Origin of the sequence: Salinibacillus kushneri, assembly GCF_900111405.1 — a bacterium.
GTDB lineage: Bacteria > Bacillota > Bacilli > Bacillales > Alkalibacillaceae > Salinibacillus > Salinibacillus kushneri.
In genome coordinates, this window is record NZ_FOHJ01000001.1 from 285,905 (window position 1) to 302,367 (window position 16,463).

At 38.5% G+C, this 16,463-nt stretch carries 15 protein-coding genes; 7 read left to right on the forward strand and 8 right to left on the reverse strand.

All coding sequences use genetic code 11. From position 1 onward, the window contains the following. Nucleotides 1–304: 304 nt before the first annotated feature. Nucleotides 305–811, reverse strand: a complete 507-nt coding sequence (locus BMX63_RS01380; RefSeq protein ID WP_093131207.1) for a VanZ family protein — start codon at nt 809–811, stop codon at nt 305–307. 186 nt (nt 812–997) lie between these two features. Between BMX63_RS01380 and BMX63_RS01385 the strand changes: the two genes are divergently transcribed. Then, nucleotides 998–1,561: a hypothetical protein gene (locus tag BMX63_RS01385; protein ID WP_093131209.1), complete on the forward strand. Its 564-nt coding sequence runs from the start codon at nt 998–1,000 to the stop codon at nt 1,559–1,561. A 32-nt stretch (nt 1,562–1,593) separates the two neighbouring features. Here the strand turns inward: BMX63_RS01385 and BMX63_RS01390 are convergent, their stop codons facing one another. From BMX63_RS01390 to BMX63_RS01400, 3 genes are all read right to left on the reverse strand, one after another. After that, complete coding sequence (locus tag BMX63_RS01390) at nt 1,594–2,568, reverse strand: LCP family glycopolymer transferase (RefSeq protein WP_093131211.1); 975 nt, start codon at nt 2,566–2,568, stop codon at nt 1,594–1,596. A 220-nt stretch (nt 2,569–2,788) separates the two neighbouring features. Beyond that, nucleotides 2,789–3,751 (reverse strand): LCP family glycopolymer transferase, encoded by a 963-nt coding sequence (locus BMX63_RS01395; protein WP_093131213.1) that lies wholly within the window; start codon nt 3,749–3,751, stop codon nt 2,789–2,791. Between the two features lie 201 nt (nt 3,752–3,952). Continuing rightward, complete coding sequence (locus tag BMX63_RS01400) at nt 3,953–4,906, reverse strand: LCP family glycopolymer transferase (protein WP_093131215.1); 954 nt, start codon at nt 4,904–4,906, stop codon at nt 3,953–3,955. A gap of 203 nt (nt 4,907–5,109) precedes the next feature. Between BMX63_RS01400 and BMX63_RS01405 the strand changes: the two genes are divergently transcribed. Then, nucleotides 5,110–5,706 (forward strand): REP-associated tyrosine transposase, encoded by a 597-nt coding sequence (locus tag BMX63_RS01405; protein ID WP_177167125.1) that lies wholly within the window; start codon nt 5,110–5,112, stop codon nt 5,704–5,706. 89 nt (nt 5,707–5,795) lie between these two features. Here BMX63_RS01405 and BMX63_RS01410 read toward each other — a convergent pair whose 3' ends face one another. Next, on the reverse strand, nt 5,796–6,764 hold the full coding sequence (locus tag BMX63_RS01410; RefSeq protein WP_093131219.1) for a sugar phosphate isomerase/epimerase family protein: 969 nt from the start codon (nt 6,762–6,764) through the stop codon (nt 5,796–5,798). A 377-nt stretch (nt 6,765–7,141) separates the two neighbouring features. On the opposite strand from BMX63_RS01410, the gene BMX63_RS01415 reads away from it, so the two are divergent. The 5 genes from BMX63_RS01415 (at nt 7,142) to BMX63_RS01435 (ending at nt 13,142) form a co-directional block, all read left to right on the forward strand. After that, nucleotides 7,142–8,131 (forward strand): LacI family DNA-binding transcriptional regulator, encoded by a 990-nt coding sequence (locus tag BMX63_RS01415; RefSeq protein WP_093131221.1) that lies wholly within the window; start codon nt 7,142–7,144, stop codon nt 8,129–8,131. Nucleotides 8,132–8,242: 111 nt separating this feature from the next. Further along, entirely contained in the window at nt 8,243–9,202 is a 960-nt protein-coding gene (locus tag BMX63_RS01420) for a substrate-binding domain-containing protein (RefSeq protein ID WP_093131223.1), read from the forward strand. Nucleotides 9,203–9,641: 439 nt separating this feature from the next. Beyond that, the gene (locus tag BMX63_RS01425; protein ID WP_093131225.1) at nt 9,642–11,156 is read left to right on the forward strand and encodes a sugar ABC transporter ATP-binding protein; all 1,515 of its coding nucleotides are present in this window, start codon (nt 9,642–9,644) and stop codon (nt 11,154–11,156) included. Further along, nucleotides 11,149–12,123 (forward strand): ABC transporter permease, encoded by a 975-nt coding sequence (locus BMX63_RS01430; RefSeq protein ID WP_245732669.1) that lies wholly within the window; start codon nt 11,149–11,151, stop codon nt 12,121–12,123. Before BMX63_RS01425 ends, BMX63_RS01430 begins: the two co-directional genes overlap by 8 nt. 11 nt (nt 12,124–12,134) lie before the next feature. Beyond that, complete coding sequence (locus BMX63_RS01435; RefSeq protein WP_093131229.1) at nt 12,135–13,142, forward strand: Gfo/Idh/MocA family protein; 1,008 nt, start codon at nt 12,135–12,137, stop codon at nt 13,140–13,142. 98 nt (nt 13,143–13,240) lie between these two features. On the opposite strand, the gene BMX63_RS01440 is transcribed toward BMX63_RS01435, so the two are convergent. The 3 genes from BMX63_RS01440 to BMX63_RS01450 all read right to left on the reverse strand — a co-directional run bounded on the left by BMX63_RS01440 (nt 13,241) and on the right by BMX63_RS01450 (nt 16,447). Beyond that, nucleotides 13,241–14,068, reverse strand: a complete 828-nt coding sequence (locus BMX63_RS01440) for a carbohydrate ABC transporter permease (protein ID WP_093131231.1) — start codon at nt 14,066–14,068, stop codon at nt 13,241–13,243. Continuing rightward, nucleotides 14,068–15,000: a carbohydrate ABC transporter permease gene (locus BMX63_RS01445; protein ID WP_093131233.1), complete on the reverse strand. Its 933-nt coding sequence runs from the start codon at nt 14,998–15,000 to the stop codon at nt 14,068–14,070. The genes BMX63_RS01440 and BMX63_RS01445 overlap by 1 nt, the downstream gene beginning before the upstream one ends. 133 nt (nt 15,001–15,133) lie before the next feature. Then, nucleotides 15,134–16,447: an ABC transporter substrate-binding protein gene (locus BMX63_RS01450; protein WP_093131235.1), complete on the reverse strand. Its 1,314-nt coding sequence runs from the start codon at nt 16,445–16,447 to the stop codon at nt 15,134–15,136. Nucleotides 16,448–16,463 lie beyond the last annotated feature (16 nt).

The following is a 16,463-nucleotide window of genomic DNA, read 5'->3' on the forward strand; positions in this document are numbered from 1 at the left end:
TCATGCGGTTTCATTGGATAACGATAGTATTATTTTATTTTAAAAATTTTAAAGTAATACTTTTTTCGTGTATTTTTTACATTTTTCCTAAAAAAAAGGGCTGCCTTGTAACCAAGGCAGCCAAATACAGTAGCGTCTAGTTATTCCATAAAATGATCGAGGATGTTTTTATTGTATTATATTGAGGCCATTTGGGCAATGATTTTGGGGTTGAGAAAATTTATAAGAATCAAGGTAAATATTTATCATTTTAGAGAGGATTTTCTCAACTTTATCCATTCTAAGGAAATAACACACTATTTTTTCAAGTTATTTCTTTAATTTTCCTCTTTTTCCTCAAATAATTTGAAATTAGGACAAAAACCAACATACCAAATAAGCCTCCAGTCGCATCTATGAAAACATCACCTATATAGGGTGTTCGGCCAGGTGTCATTCCTTGATGAATTTCATCAAAAACTGCATACGTAACGGTTAATAGAAACGAACAAAAGAGAATCCACTTAGTTGCCAGCCTGGTCGCCTTTTGGAAAGCTACTACAAAAAGGAGAAAAAGAATAAAATATACACCAAAGTGAGCTCCCTTGCGAATAAAAAATTCGACAAAACCATTAATTCCTAATGCTTGAACACTAACCTCACTGTCATGATAGACAAAAGATATCTCATTTGCTATGGGTTGTAAGAAAGAAAAATCTGCATATTCGCTAAAAAAGGGTTTCAAGTCCTGCTCTTCATAGGGCTGTGATGAGGAGTAAAAGATTACGCCCATCCAAATAATTGGTAAGCCCCAAAGCCACCACTTTCTCATTCTATCTAACTCCTATTCCTTCTATTTCTTCATTCATTGTAGCAAACTTTTTTCGCGGCCATGAATATTTGTTCATCCTTTCATATGTGTTTTTTCTAAAACTTGCTTCATCACTGTATAGACCTTGTATTTGCTGTACATAATGGTGGGTATAGTAAATGGTTTTCTATACAGGATGGTGGTTAGATGAAGAAATTAGCGTTGACAGGTTTTTTATTTTTGTGTGGTGTGGTTTTTTATTATACGGACCCTATGCACCTGTTTTCACTGGCTGATGATAAACTTAGTGACATTATCAATGAAGACTATGAAATCGATTCAAGTGAAGATAGCTCTAACTCGTCCAAAGAACATCACCAACAGATTATGAAGCCATCTAATGATATTTCTTCAGAAGATAAGTCGGCTCAATCTATCATTGATAGCTATACAAGCACTTTGCACAATTTGAAAAAACAAGTAGAAGATAAACTCGACAAATTGCTTGAAGAGGCTTATCAGGAGTACGAGCAGGGAGAAGATGCAACGAGTCTTCCAGCATTATATTTAAAATACAATCAAGCCATTCAGGAATTGGAACAAAAAACAGATCAATCCTTTCAGGAAGTGTATCAGGAGCTCCAAAATGAATTAGAAGCCAATGGGTATGATCCTGGTAAAGCAGAATCTGTTAAAGAGGAATATGAGAAGATAAAAAAAGAAACACGCTCCGTTATGACAGAGCGTGTAATGGAAAAGTTTGAAGTATAACTAGTTTTTTGACTAATATATAGGTGAATTATTTACTTTTGTTCGTTAAATTCATCAATCATGGTCTGAGCCTTTTCAATTTCTTTATCCGGCATGACCATATACCAGGTTGGTCCAATCCATTTTCCTGTTCCGGTCATTTGATAACTGGTCTGGTTCTGTCGTGCATTTCGATAGTTTCTAAAAATGCTTACCATTTCATCAAACGTCATGTTGGTGTTCATATTTTCACCCAATACATCTAAGACATCATCAATTCGTGTGACTGATCCGATGCTGGCTCCTTTATCAATAATGCCTTGAATAACTAATCGTTGACGTAAATTACGTCCAATATCCCCTGCTGAATCCTGTTTACGCATACGAACATAGCCCAGAGCTTGGTCACCATTAAGCTGGATTTCACCTTTTTCATAACGGTAGCCTTTTTGGTAATAACCTGCATCTACCCATGATTTCGGGTTGTTTACAGTAATTCCACCGACAGCATCCACTAGCTCAGTGAGTCCTTCCATATTCATTTTCACATAGTAGTCCAGCTCGACATCTAAGAAGTTTTCAACAGTTGCAACGGTCATATCAGTTCCGCCATTTTCCGATTCGGACTGCATAACCCCAAATGGATAGGAATGATTAATTTTATCCTTTTCACCATACCCGACAATATCTGTATAAGTGTCCCTGGGAATACTAATCATTTGCATACTGTCAGTGTTCGGATTTAAGGACAACACAATTAATGTATCAGCACGGCCAATATCATGCTCTCGTTCATCTACTCCCATTAGTAGAATATTCAGTGTGTCCTGACCATCCTTTACCTTATCTGGATTATTTTCTATATTTCCAATCGTTTCATGGATATCGTCATCGACTGTGTTTTTTACATTTTGATAAATGCTAAACACATACGCTCCAACAGCCAGAAGAAGGACAATACATATAACCAAAAAGATTTTTAATCCTTTCTTTCTTTTTGACTTCAATCGTTCTGTTCGTTTTCCCATTATGATGACACCTCACCTTTTATTTAACTTTATGAAAATCATGGTGCCAGGATTTAAATTAAGAAAACCGTTATTAAAAAAGAAAAGCGGGGCGACTGATCAGGTCCAACGGCATAAGTAAATAAACGAAGTAGCATGCTTTTTTGCCACGTAGTGGATTATGCTTATGTCTGCTTGGACCTGGGTGCCCCGCTCGCAGCTAAAACAACGGTTTTTATATTTAAGACTGAGAATTAAAATCTGTAATCATATCATGAACTTTTTGTTGTTCTTCCTCTGAAACCATAAAGTACCAGATAGGACCGATGTATTGTCCTTCACCTTGCATTTGATAATTATTAATATTTTTTCTTGTATTACGATAGTTTTTGAAAATATCCTTCATCTCATTAAAGGTCATATTGGTACTTACATTCTCTCCCATGACTTCAAGGATATCATCAATTTTTGTCACAGATCCTACACTTGCGCCTTTATCAATGATTGCTTCGATTACTAAACGTTGACGTAAATTACGTCCTGCATCACCTTTTGGATCCTGCTTACGCATACGAGCGTAGCCTAATGCTTCGGGTCCGTTTAGTGTAATTTCTCCTTTTTCAAAGCGATACCCTTCAATATAGGCCTCCCCATTGTCCACCCACTCTATAGGGTTATCAACGGTAATTCCTCCAACAGCATCAACTAAATCACTTAACCCCTGCATGTTGATTTTTACATAGTAATCAAGGTCTATATCCAAAAAGTTTTCGACTGTAGCGACTGTCATATCTGATTCACCATATACATAGGAATGATTGATTTTATCCTCTTTTCCGTAACCAATAATAGGGACATACGTATCACGAGGAATACTAACCATCTGAAGACTGTCCGTATTAGGATTTAACGACATAACAATAAGGGTATCTGCACGACCTGTATCGTGACTTCTTTCATCCACACCCATAAGCAATACATTTATTGTCTCCTGTCCTTCTGAAGCTTTTTTCTCAGATATATCATTAGAAATACTCTCTACTTTTTCATGAATGTCTTCTTCTACTGTATTTTTTACCTGGAAATAAACATAACTGGCATAAATACCTGCGACTAAAAAGATTGTGGCAAGTATCCAGAGAAATATTTTTAAGGGTCTTTTCCTTTTCTTCTGTGCCCGAATATGTTCTGTTCTTTTCCCCATCTATTAGACACCTCATTTAAAATTTAACTACTTTCTTCTACAAAATTAGACGAATATCACTATAATATGTTGCCACTTTTTTTTAATTTAAGCAAGGAAATTTATGTTCGATTTAGGCTTTAAAGCATGCGAAAACAGGCCAAAAACATACACAAAAAATGGGCTCCCGATTTAAGGGAGCCCGCCCGCTTCACCAGTTCCTTACTTTTTCTGGTTAAAATCGGTAATCATATCATGAATTTTATCTCGTTCTTGTTCGGAAACAATGAGGTAATAAATATTATCGATTTTGGTTCCATTTCCCTTTACTTGATAGGAAGTACTATTTTGACTGGCACTTCGATAATTTGAAAACAAGTCTTTCATATCTTCAAAGGTCATGTTCGTCTCTATATTATTTCCTATAACTTCAAGAAATTGATCAATTTTAGGAATGGATCCGATTGATGCCCCTTTATCAATAATGGCCCGGATAACCTCTCTTTGTCTTTCGTTACGTCCAAAGTCACCATTAGGATCCTGATATCTCATGCGAACAAAGCCCATCGTTTGCTCGCCATTTAGATTCAAATCACCTTTCTCATAATGGAATCCTTTCTCATAATAACCAGAATCATACCAATCCAACTTATTATGAACCGTAATACCTCCTAGAGCATCTACCAGTTCAACCAGACCTTCCATATTTAATTTCGCATAGTAATCAAGTTCGATGTCAGCAAAATTTTCGACTGTGGCAATGGTCATGTCTGAACCACCGAAAGCATAAGAGTGGTTAATTTTGTCCTCAATTCCTTTGCCTTTTATTAGTGTGCGACTGTCACGCGGTATACTAATCATTTGCATTTTGTTAATGTTTGGATTGATTGACAAAATAATAAGCGTATCGGCACGCCCTTGATCATGTTCCCTTTCATCTACACCCATTAGTAATATATTAACCGGTTCCTGATTGGATATTTTTTCTTTTTGTTCAGGTGTAAGTTTAATACTGTCCACCGGCTTATGAACTTTGTTATCTACAGTATCTTTTACATCATTATATATATTATAAGCATAGGTACCTGTTCCGGCGAAAAGAACTAGAAGAATACCTAATATAATTTTTAGATATTTTGATTTACGTGATTTTTTGCGGTCTTCACGACTATTCAATCGGTTCACCTCATTTATTTAATTAAAGGCCGAGGATAAGACTTTTTCCCTACAGTTTATTATTCTACCATTTTATAGGAAATGAAACAATATACATTTTCACTTTAGCACTTTAAAGTGTGTGGGGACAGTCCCCGAATTTTATAAAGGAATATGTAGATTTTTGTAGAAATATACAGTAGTAATAAAAGGAGGTGATGTTTTTGCCGAGGAAGTTGAGAGTTTGGCATACTGGAGAAATTTATCATATTACTGCCAGAGGGAATCGTAAAGAGAAAATTTTTATTGAAACACGAGATTACTTAAAGTATTTACACTATCTTTCCGATGCACAAGAGAACTTGGATTATAATCTGCATGCTTACTGCCTTATGCCTAATCATGTTCACTTACTTATTGAAATGAAGCAAATTCCAATTAGTCAAGTTATCAAAAATGTCCATACACGTTATGCGATGTACTTTAATTTTAAATATGAAAAAGTTGGACATCTTTTTCAAGATCGTTTTAAATCTAAAATTGTTCACTCTTCTGAATACCTTCTCAAAGTTTCCAGTTACATCCACTTAAATCCTATTAAAGCAGGTATATTAAATAAAGCAGAAAAGTACCCCTGGAGCAGCTATTACTACTATCTTCACAAGCAACCCCCACTCCAATCTACCGCATCTAATCTTCCCCTTGTAACAACAGAAAAAGTATTATCCTATTTTCCCGATTCCAGCCCATTTGACTATCAGACATTTGTAAATAGCAATAAAGAAAAAGATGAAGGTGAATTATTAGAGGTAGAAAAGTAACAGCAGAAATCTAATAAAGCCGTTGCAAATAAGCAACGGCTTTATTTCACTTTAACACTTTAATGCTGTACAAAATGTGGGGACTGTCCCTAAACCCACCACATCTCTCCAACAGATTCTTTTACCATCACGGGCTTAAGTGTTTCGACTGCTTTCGTAAACCCTTCTTCTACTGACATGAGCCCGTCTTCGTGTTCAATGCTTACTACATGATCATAGCCATATAGCCTGAGAGCACTAATCATGTCTGCCCATTCTTTGGAGTCATGCCCAAATCCGACTGTACGGAAATACCAGGCCCGCTCCTTCATATCAGAGTAAGGAGTCATATCTGTGAGACCATTCCGATTCATATTGGGCTGATCAATGATGGTATCCTTGGCATGAAAATGGTGAATGGCATTCTCCCTACCTAAAATTTTTATGGATTCAACAGGTTCAATTCCCTGCCACCACATATGACTGGGATCAAGGTTTGCTCCTATAGCCGGGCCACATGCTTCCCGTAATCGGAGTAAAGTTGCCGGTGTATGTACGGAAAAACCACCATGCAATTCCAATCCTATTTTTACATTATACTGTTCTGCAAACGCAGCCTTCTCTCTCCAATAGGGAATAATTTTTTCTTCCCATTGCCATTTCAATATCTCCTGATAGTCGTTTGGCCATGGTGAAACAGGCCAATTTGGATATTTTGCATCCTCATGATCCCCTGGACAGCCCGAAAATGTATTAACCACAGGTATCCCTAATTGATTAGCTAACATAACCGTTTTATCAAACAATCGGTCCCCCTCAGTGGCTATATGTTTTTGGGGATGTAAAGGATTTGAATGGCAACTTAAAGCGCTTACAATTAATCCCTGCTTAGACAGACTGTCCTGAAAGTCCTGCAACTTCTTACTGTCATTTAAAAGCTCATCAATTTTACAATGGGCATCACCAGGATACCCTCCTGTACCAATTTCTACTGCTTCGATTCCCTTTTCCGCCACATAATCCAGCATAGCTTCAAAGCTCTTATCGGAAAACAAAACCGTGAACACACCTAATTTCATCCCTGGCCCTCCTTTTAATTTTCAGAATTAACAGAATTGTAATCCATTACATTATAGATTAAAAGATTTTGCTTAAAAAATCAACATACCCATTTAAAGTTTCTTTTTTATTAACGATGAGGATTTTCACAATCTGTCCTTTGTTTAACACCTGTACTCAGAGTTTTTAAGCATTCCTGTCATACTTCAATCGTGTAAATTAACATTTTCCTCCTTCTTTTAACTCAAAAAATATGCAACATCCCATTGACAAACAATTCACAAAATTATATATTTTATGTGTAATCGATTACAAAACATCTCATATTTTATTCAGTTTACGAAAACGTAACCTTACATACTTAGACTCCATTCACTTTAAGAAGGAAGGAAGCATCATGGCAAATATTCAGGAAGTGGCACAGAAAGCCGGGGTTTCCGTCGCAACGGTTTCCAGAGTACTTAATCAACATCCTGCTGTCACTGCGAAAACAAAATTAAAGGTTGAAACAGCCATTAAAGAATTAAACTACGAACCTAGCATGCTGGGGAGAAATTTACGGAACTCAGAAAGCAGATTACTCCTTGTCTTAATCCCTACAATCTCAAATCCATTTTACACTGAGATTATTAACGGGATTGAAGACACCGCCATCATGAATGACTACAATATCCTCCTATGCGATACAGACTCAAACCCACAACGAGAAAATATCTACTTCAACATGGTAAAAAACAAATTAGCTGACGGAATTATTTCAATGGATCCTGCCGTTGACATGGAAAAATTAAATGGCTTAGCTACTCAATATCCGATTATTCAGTGTAGTGAGTATGATGAAAGAGGCACCATCCCTTATGTAACGATTGATAACAAGCTCGCTGCCTACCGAGCAGTTAAACATTTAATTAAGCTTGGTCATGAAAAAATCGCACTCATTAATTCAGACGAAAAATTCTTATATGCAAGAGAACGTAGAGCAGGATACGAAAAAGCCTTAAAAGAGTTTGGGTTACCTGTTCAGGAAAAATGGATTTATCACACGCATCAACTTGAATTTGAGTATGGTCAGCAGGCAATGAAAAAACTCTTACAACGCGACGAAAGACCTACAGCCATTTTTTCTGTATCTGATACTCTTGCCATCGGTGCCCTGAAAGAAATCAACGCACATGGACTAAACGTACCAGAGGATATCGCCATAGTTGGCTTTGACAAGATAAGTTTTTCCAACATGACCAATCCAACTTTAACGACAGTGTCTCAACCTATGTACAAAATGGGATGTACCGCAGCAACTATGCTTATTGACAAGATTCAAGAAAGGCAGGTAGAAAGTATTATTTTAGATCATGAATTAGTCATTCGCGAGTCTACTATGGGCTAAGGTAGAAGAATAACGGGCATTTATCATGTAGATGCCCATTATTTAACTTAAGTTATGAAAACGATTACGAGTAAATATTTTACATTTTAAATTTATAAAGGGGGAATTTTTATGAAAAAATGGATGACCATCACGATTATTATTTTGTTGACTATAGGAATGATAGGTTGTTCAAGCGATAGTTCTGGTGGTTCCAGTGATGATGAGGTTGTACTCGGCCTTGCCCTGCCATCTGCCACACACGGATGGATGGGCGCTCTCATCCAAAATGCGGAAGAAAAAGCTCAGGAATTAGTTGATGCTGGTAAGATTGATTCCTATGAATTTACAACAGCCGAAAACCCAGCGGAGCAAGCAAACAATGTTGATGACTTAATCGCTCAAGGAGTAGATGCGATTGTCATGCTTCCAATTGAATCTGAAGCCTTGTCTCCGGCAGGACAAAAAATTGCTGATGAAGATATTCCATTAGTAATTGTCGATCGTGAACTTACCAATGATGCCGCAGATGTCGTAGTAAAAGGAGATAACACAGGAATTGGTGTCAACGCAGGGGAATACATCGTTGAACAGTTAGGTGGAAGTGGAAAGGTTGTAGAAATTGCAGGACCATCCAACTCTGTCACCCAACAGCGCAGTGATGGTTTCCGACAGGCGATTGAAGGTACGGACATTGACATTGTCGCCTCTCAATCAGGTGAATTTTCCACCGAGGCCTCCCTACAGGTGATGGAAAACATTTTAACAGCCCAGTCTGAGATTGATGCCGTTTATACACAAGATGATGGCATGGCTCTAGGAGTACTTCAGGCAATAGAAGAAGCCAATCGCACAGACATCCAATTCATAACCGGAGCTGCCGGCAGCAAAGAGGTTTATGAAAATATCCAGGATGACGGGTTAATTAAAGCCACCTTCCTCTACTCCCCTCTTATGGCTAGAGATGGTGTTGAGATTGGTGGGGACCTGGCGAATGGTGAAGAGCCGGAAAGCAGTGAGGTCATCCTCGAAGCAACACCGGTTACGAAAGAAAATGTAGAAGAACATTATGATCCAGATTCTGTCTTTTAAAAAGGCTGTTTTCTAAAAGATTGTTGTTTTTGAAACAAAATTTATAAAGTGCGACATAGTGTAAAAATCTACTTCCCAGGTTGAGTGCTTAACCGACCGCAGCCCGAAATACACTTCGCTTTCCGCGGGTCACATCAAGGTCTTACTAAAATAAAAAACTTCTCAGTGATTGGAGCGGAGGACTGTCGACTCCTACGGGAGGAAAGGCATCGATGAGACCCCGCAGAGCGATAGCACGAGGAGGTTTACCAGCCCCCGCGGAAAGCGACTGACCGCAGCGGAAATCACGTTGCTGTTGCGTCGCATTTTGTAACAACTGCGTGGTAAAAGAACAACAAAGTTTACGAAAGGAGCTTTTAAAAAAGATAAATAGAAAAAATACGATAGATATAACGGTATCTATCGTATTTCCTATTTTTAAGATTTAGGAGGAAGCAGCATGGGGCAAGATACCGTTTTGGAAATGAAAGGCATAAAAAAGTCCTTTAATCAAGTAGACGTTTTACATGGGGTTGACTTTTCCTTACAAAAAGGTGAAATACACGCACTTCTTGGCGAAAACGGCGCTGGCAAATCTACATTGATGAATATCCTGGGAGGAATTCATCAACCAGATGAAGGGGAGATTGTTTTAAATGGCCAGCCCATCAGCATGGATACTCCCCGCACATCCCAAGAGCAGGGAATCCGTTTTATTCACCAGGAACTTAATGTTGTCACAGATTTAACCGTTTATGAAAATCTGTTTCTTGGAGCGGAAATTCGGAATAAATGGGGAATGCTAAATGTAAAAGAAATGTGCAATCATACAGAGGAAGTCTTAGCCAAGCTTGGTATATATGTAAATCCTAAAGCGTATGTTAGAGACTTGGAAACGTCTTACAAACAGATGATTGAAATTGCCAAAGCTCTATTAAAGGATTCTCAACTTATTATTATGGATGAACCTACAACCTCTTTAACAGACAATGAAGTTGGTCGTTTATTTGCATTTATGAAATCCCTAAAAGAATCAGGGATTTCTATCATCTATATTTCTCACAAACTAAAGGAAATTCAAGCGATTTGCGATCGATATACAGTCTTACGTGATGGCTCCTTTGTTGGAAAAGGAACCATAGAAAATACGGATTTAAATGATATTACAAAATTAATGGTCGGGAAGTCTGTGTCTACAGATGCTCTCTATCACCGAAATGCGATTGGAGAGCCCATTTTACATGTACGAGATCTAACCAGTGACGGGAATTTCCAAAATATAAACTTCTCGGTCTCTAAAGGAGAAGTGGTCGGTTTTACAGGGCTTGCTGGTGATGGGCGTACCGAACTGTTTGAAAGTATTTTTGGATTTCGAAAAAAGAATCAGGGTACGATTGAGGTTGGGGGCCAATCGGTTAAAATCAATCATCCAAAAAAAGCATTACAGGCGGGAATTGGTTTCGTTCCGAAAAACCGAAAAGAGAATGCCATTGTAAAAGACTTAAGTGTCATCGAAAATATGAGTTTATCTTCAATTAAACATTTCGAGAAAAAAGGATGGATACAAGCCAGAAAGGAACGCCATAAGTTTGAAGATTACCAGAGGGAATTAAACATTAAAGTACACAATCCCAAAATAACCATCGATTCTCTTAGTGGCGGAAATCAGCAAAAGGTCGTCATCTCCAAATGGCTGGAGGTAAATGCTGATATTTTAATTTTTGACAATCCTACTCAAGGAATTGATGTTGGTGCTAAAAATGAAATCTATCAACACATTATGAACTTAGCTGAACAAGGTAAGGCGATTATCGTTCTATCATCTGAAGCCCCAGAAATATTACGGATATGCGACCGGATTTTCGTTATGTACCAAGGTGAACTAACAGGTGAATTTAACCGGGAAGATGCAACAGAAGAATTATTAATGGAGTATGCAACCGGGGCTAAGAAGGGGGAGAAACAGGTTGGCTAATATCAGGACTAGGACGAATGAAGACCGGACTTTATGGAAGGGAATCAACCTCAATTGGATTTGGAGCGAATACAGCGTCCTTATTGCATTTATCATCATTTTTGCTGTAGCGACGATTATGAATGACCGTTTTCTTCACTTTCAAAACCAGATGAATATTCTAATGCAAGTATCAACCATCGGCGTTATTGCACTTGGAATGACCCTAGTGATGCTATCAGGGGGCATTGACCTATCGGTTGGATCCGTGCTTGCCATGGCAGGTGTGTTTTCCATTTTATCATTAAATGCATCTGAGAGTATTTTGGTTGGGGTTTTGACTGCACTCGCCGTAGGAGCACTGGCTGGATTCATTAATGGATTGCTGGTCGCAAAAGGCAAAATCGCCTCATTCATTGCTACACTTGGTATGATGGCCGGGGCCCGGTCGATTGCTTTGTATTTGGCAGACGGTGGTAGTCAGGCAGCTGAAGTAGGTGGCTTTATGTACATCTCCAATAGTGCACTTGGTGCCATCGATACACCTATTATAATTTTTCTATTTTTAACGTTAATCATCTACATTGTGATGCAAAAAACCCGTTTCGGACGTTACGTTTATGCATTAGGCAGTAATGAAAAAGCGACCCTCTTATCTGCCATTCGAGTAGACCGGATCAAAATTGGAGTTTATACACTTTGTGGCTTATTGGTCGGTGTCGCTGCTTTAATTGAAACGTCACGGTTAAATTCCATATCATCCTCCAGTTCAGGTAATCTTTATGAGCTAGATGCAATTGCTGCGGTTATTATTGGCGGTACACGTATGACGGGAGGAAAAGGAAAAGTAATCGGAACTTTTTTCGGGGTACTATTACTAGGTGTGTTAAACAACATGATGAACCTGATGAACATCTCCCCTCACCTACAGGGACTTGTTAAAGGACTCATCATTATCATCGCTGTGCTTTTCCAAAAACGAGATTGAGGAGGTCTATAATGAACTCAATAAAAGTAGGGATCATCGGATGCGGGTCAATAACGAGATTTCGTCATGCACCTGAATATGCCGACAACCCATATGTAGATGAAATCATATTTTATGATCGGAATACCGAACGTTCACAAGCTTTAGCGGATGAATTTGGCGGTCGTATCGCAAAGTCTGTTGAAGAGCTTTGGAATGATCCAGAAATTGTAGCTGTCAGTGACTGCTCTTCAAATGAGACACACCACATTATCACTTCGACTGCTCTTAGGAAAGGAAAGCATGTTTTATGTGAAAAACCACTGGCTGTTAGTGTGGAAAAAGCTGAACAAATGATTAAAGCTCAACAGGAGTCAGGAAGAAAATTAATGGTTGATCATAATCAGCGCTTCTCCAAAGCACATCAGAAGGCAAAAGAATGGATTGCCTCTAAAGAGCTTGGTGATGTATTAACCTTTAAAACATCATTTGGACACCAGGGACCGGAACACTGGGGAGTCAACCAATCGAACGCTACATGGTTTTTCAAAAAGGATCGCTCCCATTCAGGGGTAGCAGGCGATTTAGGCGTACATAAAATCGACCTCATTCATTATTTGTTAGATGATGAAATTGTGGACGTTCAATCCTTTAGAGGTGCATTAGATAAAATGGATGAAAACGGGAATCCCATTGAAGTCTGTGACAATGTGGTAAGTGTGTTGAGAACCAAAAAGGGGCGATTAGGAACGGCTTCCTTTTCCTGGACCTATTATGGATCAGAAGATAACTCCACAACCATTTATTGTAAGAAAGGAATCTTGAAAATCTACCATGATGCTCAAAATCAATTAATTGTAGAAACAAAGGATGGAGAAATCATAAACTATCAGCTTGAACCTATTCAAACGAACGATAACCAGACATCTACAGGTGTTATCGACGCATTTGTTGATGCCATCATTCATGATAAAGAACCAGCTGTAACCGGTAAAGATGCCCTTAGCTCATTAAAGGTACTGGAACAAATGCTAAAATAAATCAATCCCAGCCCTAACAAACGGCTGGGATTTTTCCACTTTTATTGTACAAACCCATCCTTTAACGCTTTAAAGCATGTGGGGACTGTCCCCACAGATTATCCTTTAACCGATCCGGCTAATAATCCGCGTACGAAGTATTTTCCAAGAATCATATAGACGAGTAAGGTTGGAAGAGCTGCGATAAAGGCTCCGGCCATTTGGACGTTCCATTGAACAATTTGACTTCCTGATAAGTTTTGCAGTGCAACCATTACAGGCTGCTGATCTGACTGCGTAATGGTGACGGCGAATAGAAATTCATTCCAAATATTTGTAAACTGCCAGATTGCCACTACCACGAAACCTGTAATCGATAACGGAAGAATAATATGACGGAAAATCCCTAAGAACCCAGCTCCATCAATCCGGGCCGATTCGAGCATCTCATCAGGGATATTCGCATAAAAATTCCGAAACATTAGTGTTGTAATCGGAAGCCCATAAATGACATGGACAAAGATAAGCCCCCAAATTGAATTATATAACCCTATGGTATCAAGAAACTGAATTAACGGAATTAAAATACTTTGATAAGGAATAAACATCCCAAATAGAATAAATGTAAATAGGGTTTCAGACCCTTTAAATTTCCATTTGGACAGAACATAACCATTCATCGCTCCCAACAAGGCTGATAGTAACGTTGCCGGAATAGCCAAATAGAAGCTATTTAAAAAATTGGGGCCAAGCTCTTCAAAAGCCCGCACATAACTGCTAAAGTCAATCGAAGTTGGTAACGCCCACATTTGTGATAAGGAGATTTCATCAAGTGGCTTTAAACTCGTAACCAAAATGACATAAATAGGCATTAAGAAAAATAGAGCCAGTACAATGAGAATGAAATATTTTAATAGTCTAGCAAAGTAATGAGATGTTGTCGTCATTATGAATCAGCCCTCCTATTGTTCCACAAGTAAGGGACGATAAAGATAGCAACTGCAAGCAACATGACAATCGCAATTGCTGCACCGTGCGCATAATAATTCCCTCTAAATGTGGTCTCGAACATATACAATCCAGGAACGTCTGTTACAAAGTTCGCTCCAGGTCCTGTCATTGCATAGATCAAGTCAAATATTTTCAAAGAAATATGGGCCATCATAATGACCACGCTAGCCGTAATCGGACGTAATTGTGGTAGGATAATTTTACGATATATTTGAAGCTCACTTGCCCCATCCATACGAGCTGCCTCTCTTAATTCTTCAGGAATTCCCCGTAATCCTGCAAGATACATAGCAAGGGCAAAACCAGTCATTTGCCAGGCGGATGCAATTACAATGGAGATAATCGCTACGGGAACCCCAAATTCAATCTGTCCCCATTGAAAGCCTGCCAGAATATTTGTATCGGTATACCATAATGGCTCAATACCAAAGGTTTTCAAGAAATTATTAACACCTGTAGAAGGGTTTAACAGCCACTGCCAAACCACCCCGGTAACAACAAAGGATAAAGCCATAGGAAATAAGAAAATATTACGGAAAAATGATTCACCTTTAATTTTTTTATCAAGCAAGATTGCTAAACATAGTCCGAGGAGAATGACTGCCCCGATAAATAAAATCGTGAAAAAGAGCATATTTCTTAAATCGGATTGAAAGCGGAAATCACTAAATAAGAACAAATAGTTTTTCAGGCCTGCAAAGGAGAAATCCGGAACTATGGTATTCCAGTTACTCAACGATACATACCCTGTCCAGCTAATAAATCCATAAACAAAAATGATAATTAACACAATAGAAGGCGTAAGAAATCCGATTGCCAGCCATTGATCTTTACTGAATTTTTTTCTTTTTTTCTGTTTGGTTCCCATCACGCTTGCCTCCTTAAGTGAAATCAATCAGGAGATTCCAAACCCAAATAGTCTATGAGAAAAGATATACACCCCATACGGTCTTGACCATGGATGGGGTGTATAAAGGGGAGTATCAATGTAAATCCTGTCATTAAAATTCTGAAGAGGCATTTACTAATGCATTCACTAACTGATCCACATCTTGTTGAGTTACAAAAATGTTAACCGCCTGGTTCATTTTTGTAAGGAATCCTTCAGGAGCCGCTGAACCGTGTGCAATACTTGGCGCTAACGCTTCAGCATTCTGGAAATCATCCATTGTGTCCTTTCCATATTCATCATATTTAGACTCATCTGCGTCTACGCGTGCCGGAATTGATCCTTTTAACGGATTAAATGTATCCTGCCCTTCAACAGAAGCAAGAACCTTTAAGAATTCTTTTGTTTCTTCTTCATTTTCAATTCCTTTGGGCAAACCAAATGTATCAGTAATGACCATAAACAATCCTTCTGTTTCAGGAGTTGTAATATAGCCAAAGTCTTCGTTAACAGTTAAGTTCAAATCATTGCTGAAATAACCTTTTGCCCAGTCCCCCATAACTGTCATCGCTGCATCACCTTCTGCAACTAACTGAGCAGCATCCTGCCAAACACGGGATGCATGGTCATCGTTAATGTAATTAAGCATTTCACCAAACAATTCAACGGACTCTACTACTCTTGAATCATCAAATGCTACATCACCCGTAAATAGTCCTTTATAATCATCAGGACCTAGCTTAGCGAGCAAAATGTTTTCCAAGATTTGTGTAGCTGGCCAGGAGTTTTTATCCCCTAAAGCTAATGGGGTTACACCAGCAGCCTCTAATTCCTCAGAAGCAGCTAAAAACTCGTCAAAAGTTGTAGGGACTTCTATATTATTTTCCTCAAATACTTTCTTGTTATAGAAAATCACATTACCACGATGAATGTTAACAGGTATGGAATAGATATTTCCTTCATCACTTACTAAGTCAATTAAATCCTGAGGAAATTTATCCATTAAGTCATTTTCCTCATAAAAGTCGTCTAATGGTTGCATTTTATCTGCTGCCACCCAGCTATCATTCAATTCGGCTCCACCGTGTACCTGGAAAGTGGATGGTGGATCGTCCCCTTGCATACGGCTGGCAAGAACGGCTTTCGCATTGGTACCTGCTCCGCCTGCAACCGCCGCATTTTCTACGTCAATGTCTGGGTGCTTTTCCTTAAATAAATCAATTAATGCTAGTAATCCATCTTCTTCACCTGCACCTGTCCACCAACTAAATATCTCTACGGTTGTGCCTTCTCCCTCACTGCTGTCTTCACTATCTGATCCGTCATCTGAGTTTGCGGAATCAGAACTGCATGCAGCAAAGATTAAGGATGTAAGAATAAGTACAGTCAAAACCCAAATCTTTTTCAATTTGTGTTCCCCCTTCATCTATAAATGATAACGT

Bases quoted from the DNA above. Each gene is read 5' to 3' on its own strand.
- BMX63_RS01380 (WP_093131207.1), bottom strand. From the start codon at position 811: ATGAGAAAGTGGTGGCTTTGGGGCTTACCAATTATTTGGATGGGCGTA.
- BMX63_RS01385 (WP_093131209.1), top strand. From the start codon at position 998: ATGAAGAAATTAGCGTTGACAGGTTTTTTATTTTTGTGTGGTGTGGTT.
- BMX63_RS01390 (WP_093131211.1), bottom strand. From the start codon at position 2,568: ATGGGAAAACGAACAGAACGATTGAAGTCAAAAAGAAAGAAAGGATTA.
- BMX63_RS01395 (WP_093131213.1), bottom strand. From the start codon at position 3,751: ATGGGGAAAAGAACAGAACATATTCGGGCACAGAAGAAAAGGAAAAGA.
- BMX63_RS01410 (WP_093131219.1), bottom strand. From the start codon at position 6,764: ATGAAATTAGGTGTGTTCACGGTTTTGTTTTCCGATAAGAGCTTTGAA.
- BMX63_RS01415 (WP_093131221.1), top strand. From the start codon at position 7,142: ATGGCAAATATTCAGGAAGTGGCACAGAAAGCCGGGGTTTCCGTCGCA.
- BMX63_RS01420 (WP_093131223.1), top strand. From the start codon at position 8,243: ATGAAAAAATGGATGACCATCACGATTATTATTTTGTTGACTATAGGA.
- BMX63_RS01425 (WP_093131225.1), top strand. From the start codon at position 9,642: ATGGGGCAAGATACCGTTTTGGAAATGAAAGGCATAAAAAAGTCCTTT.
- BMX63_RS01435 (WP_093131229.1), top strand. From the start codon at position 12,135: ATGAACTCAATAAAAGTAGGGATCATCGGATGCGGGTCAATAACGAGA.
- BMX63_RS01440 (WP_093131231.1), bottom strand. From the start codon at position 14,068: ATGACGACAACATCTCATTACTTTGCTAGACTATTAAAATATTTCATT.
- BMX63_RS01445 (WP_093131233.1), bottom strand. From the start codon at position 15,000: ATGGGAACCAAACAGAAAAAAAGAAAAAAATTCAGTAAAGATCAATGG.
- BMX63_RS01450 (WP_093131235.1), bottom strand. From the start codon at position 16,447: ATGAAGGGGGAACACAAATTGAAAAAGATTTGGGTTTTGACTGTACTT.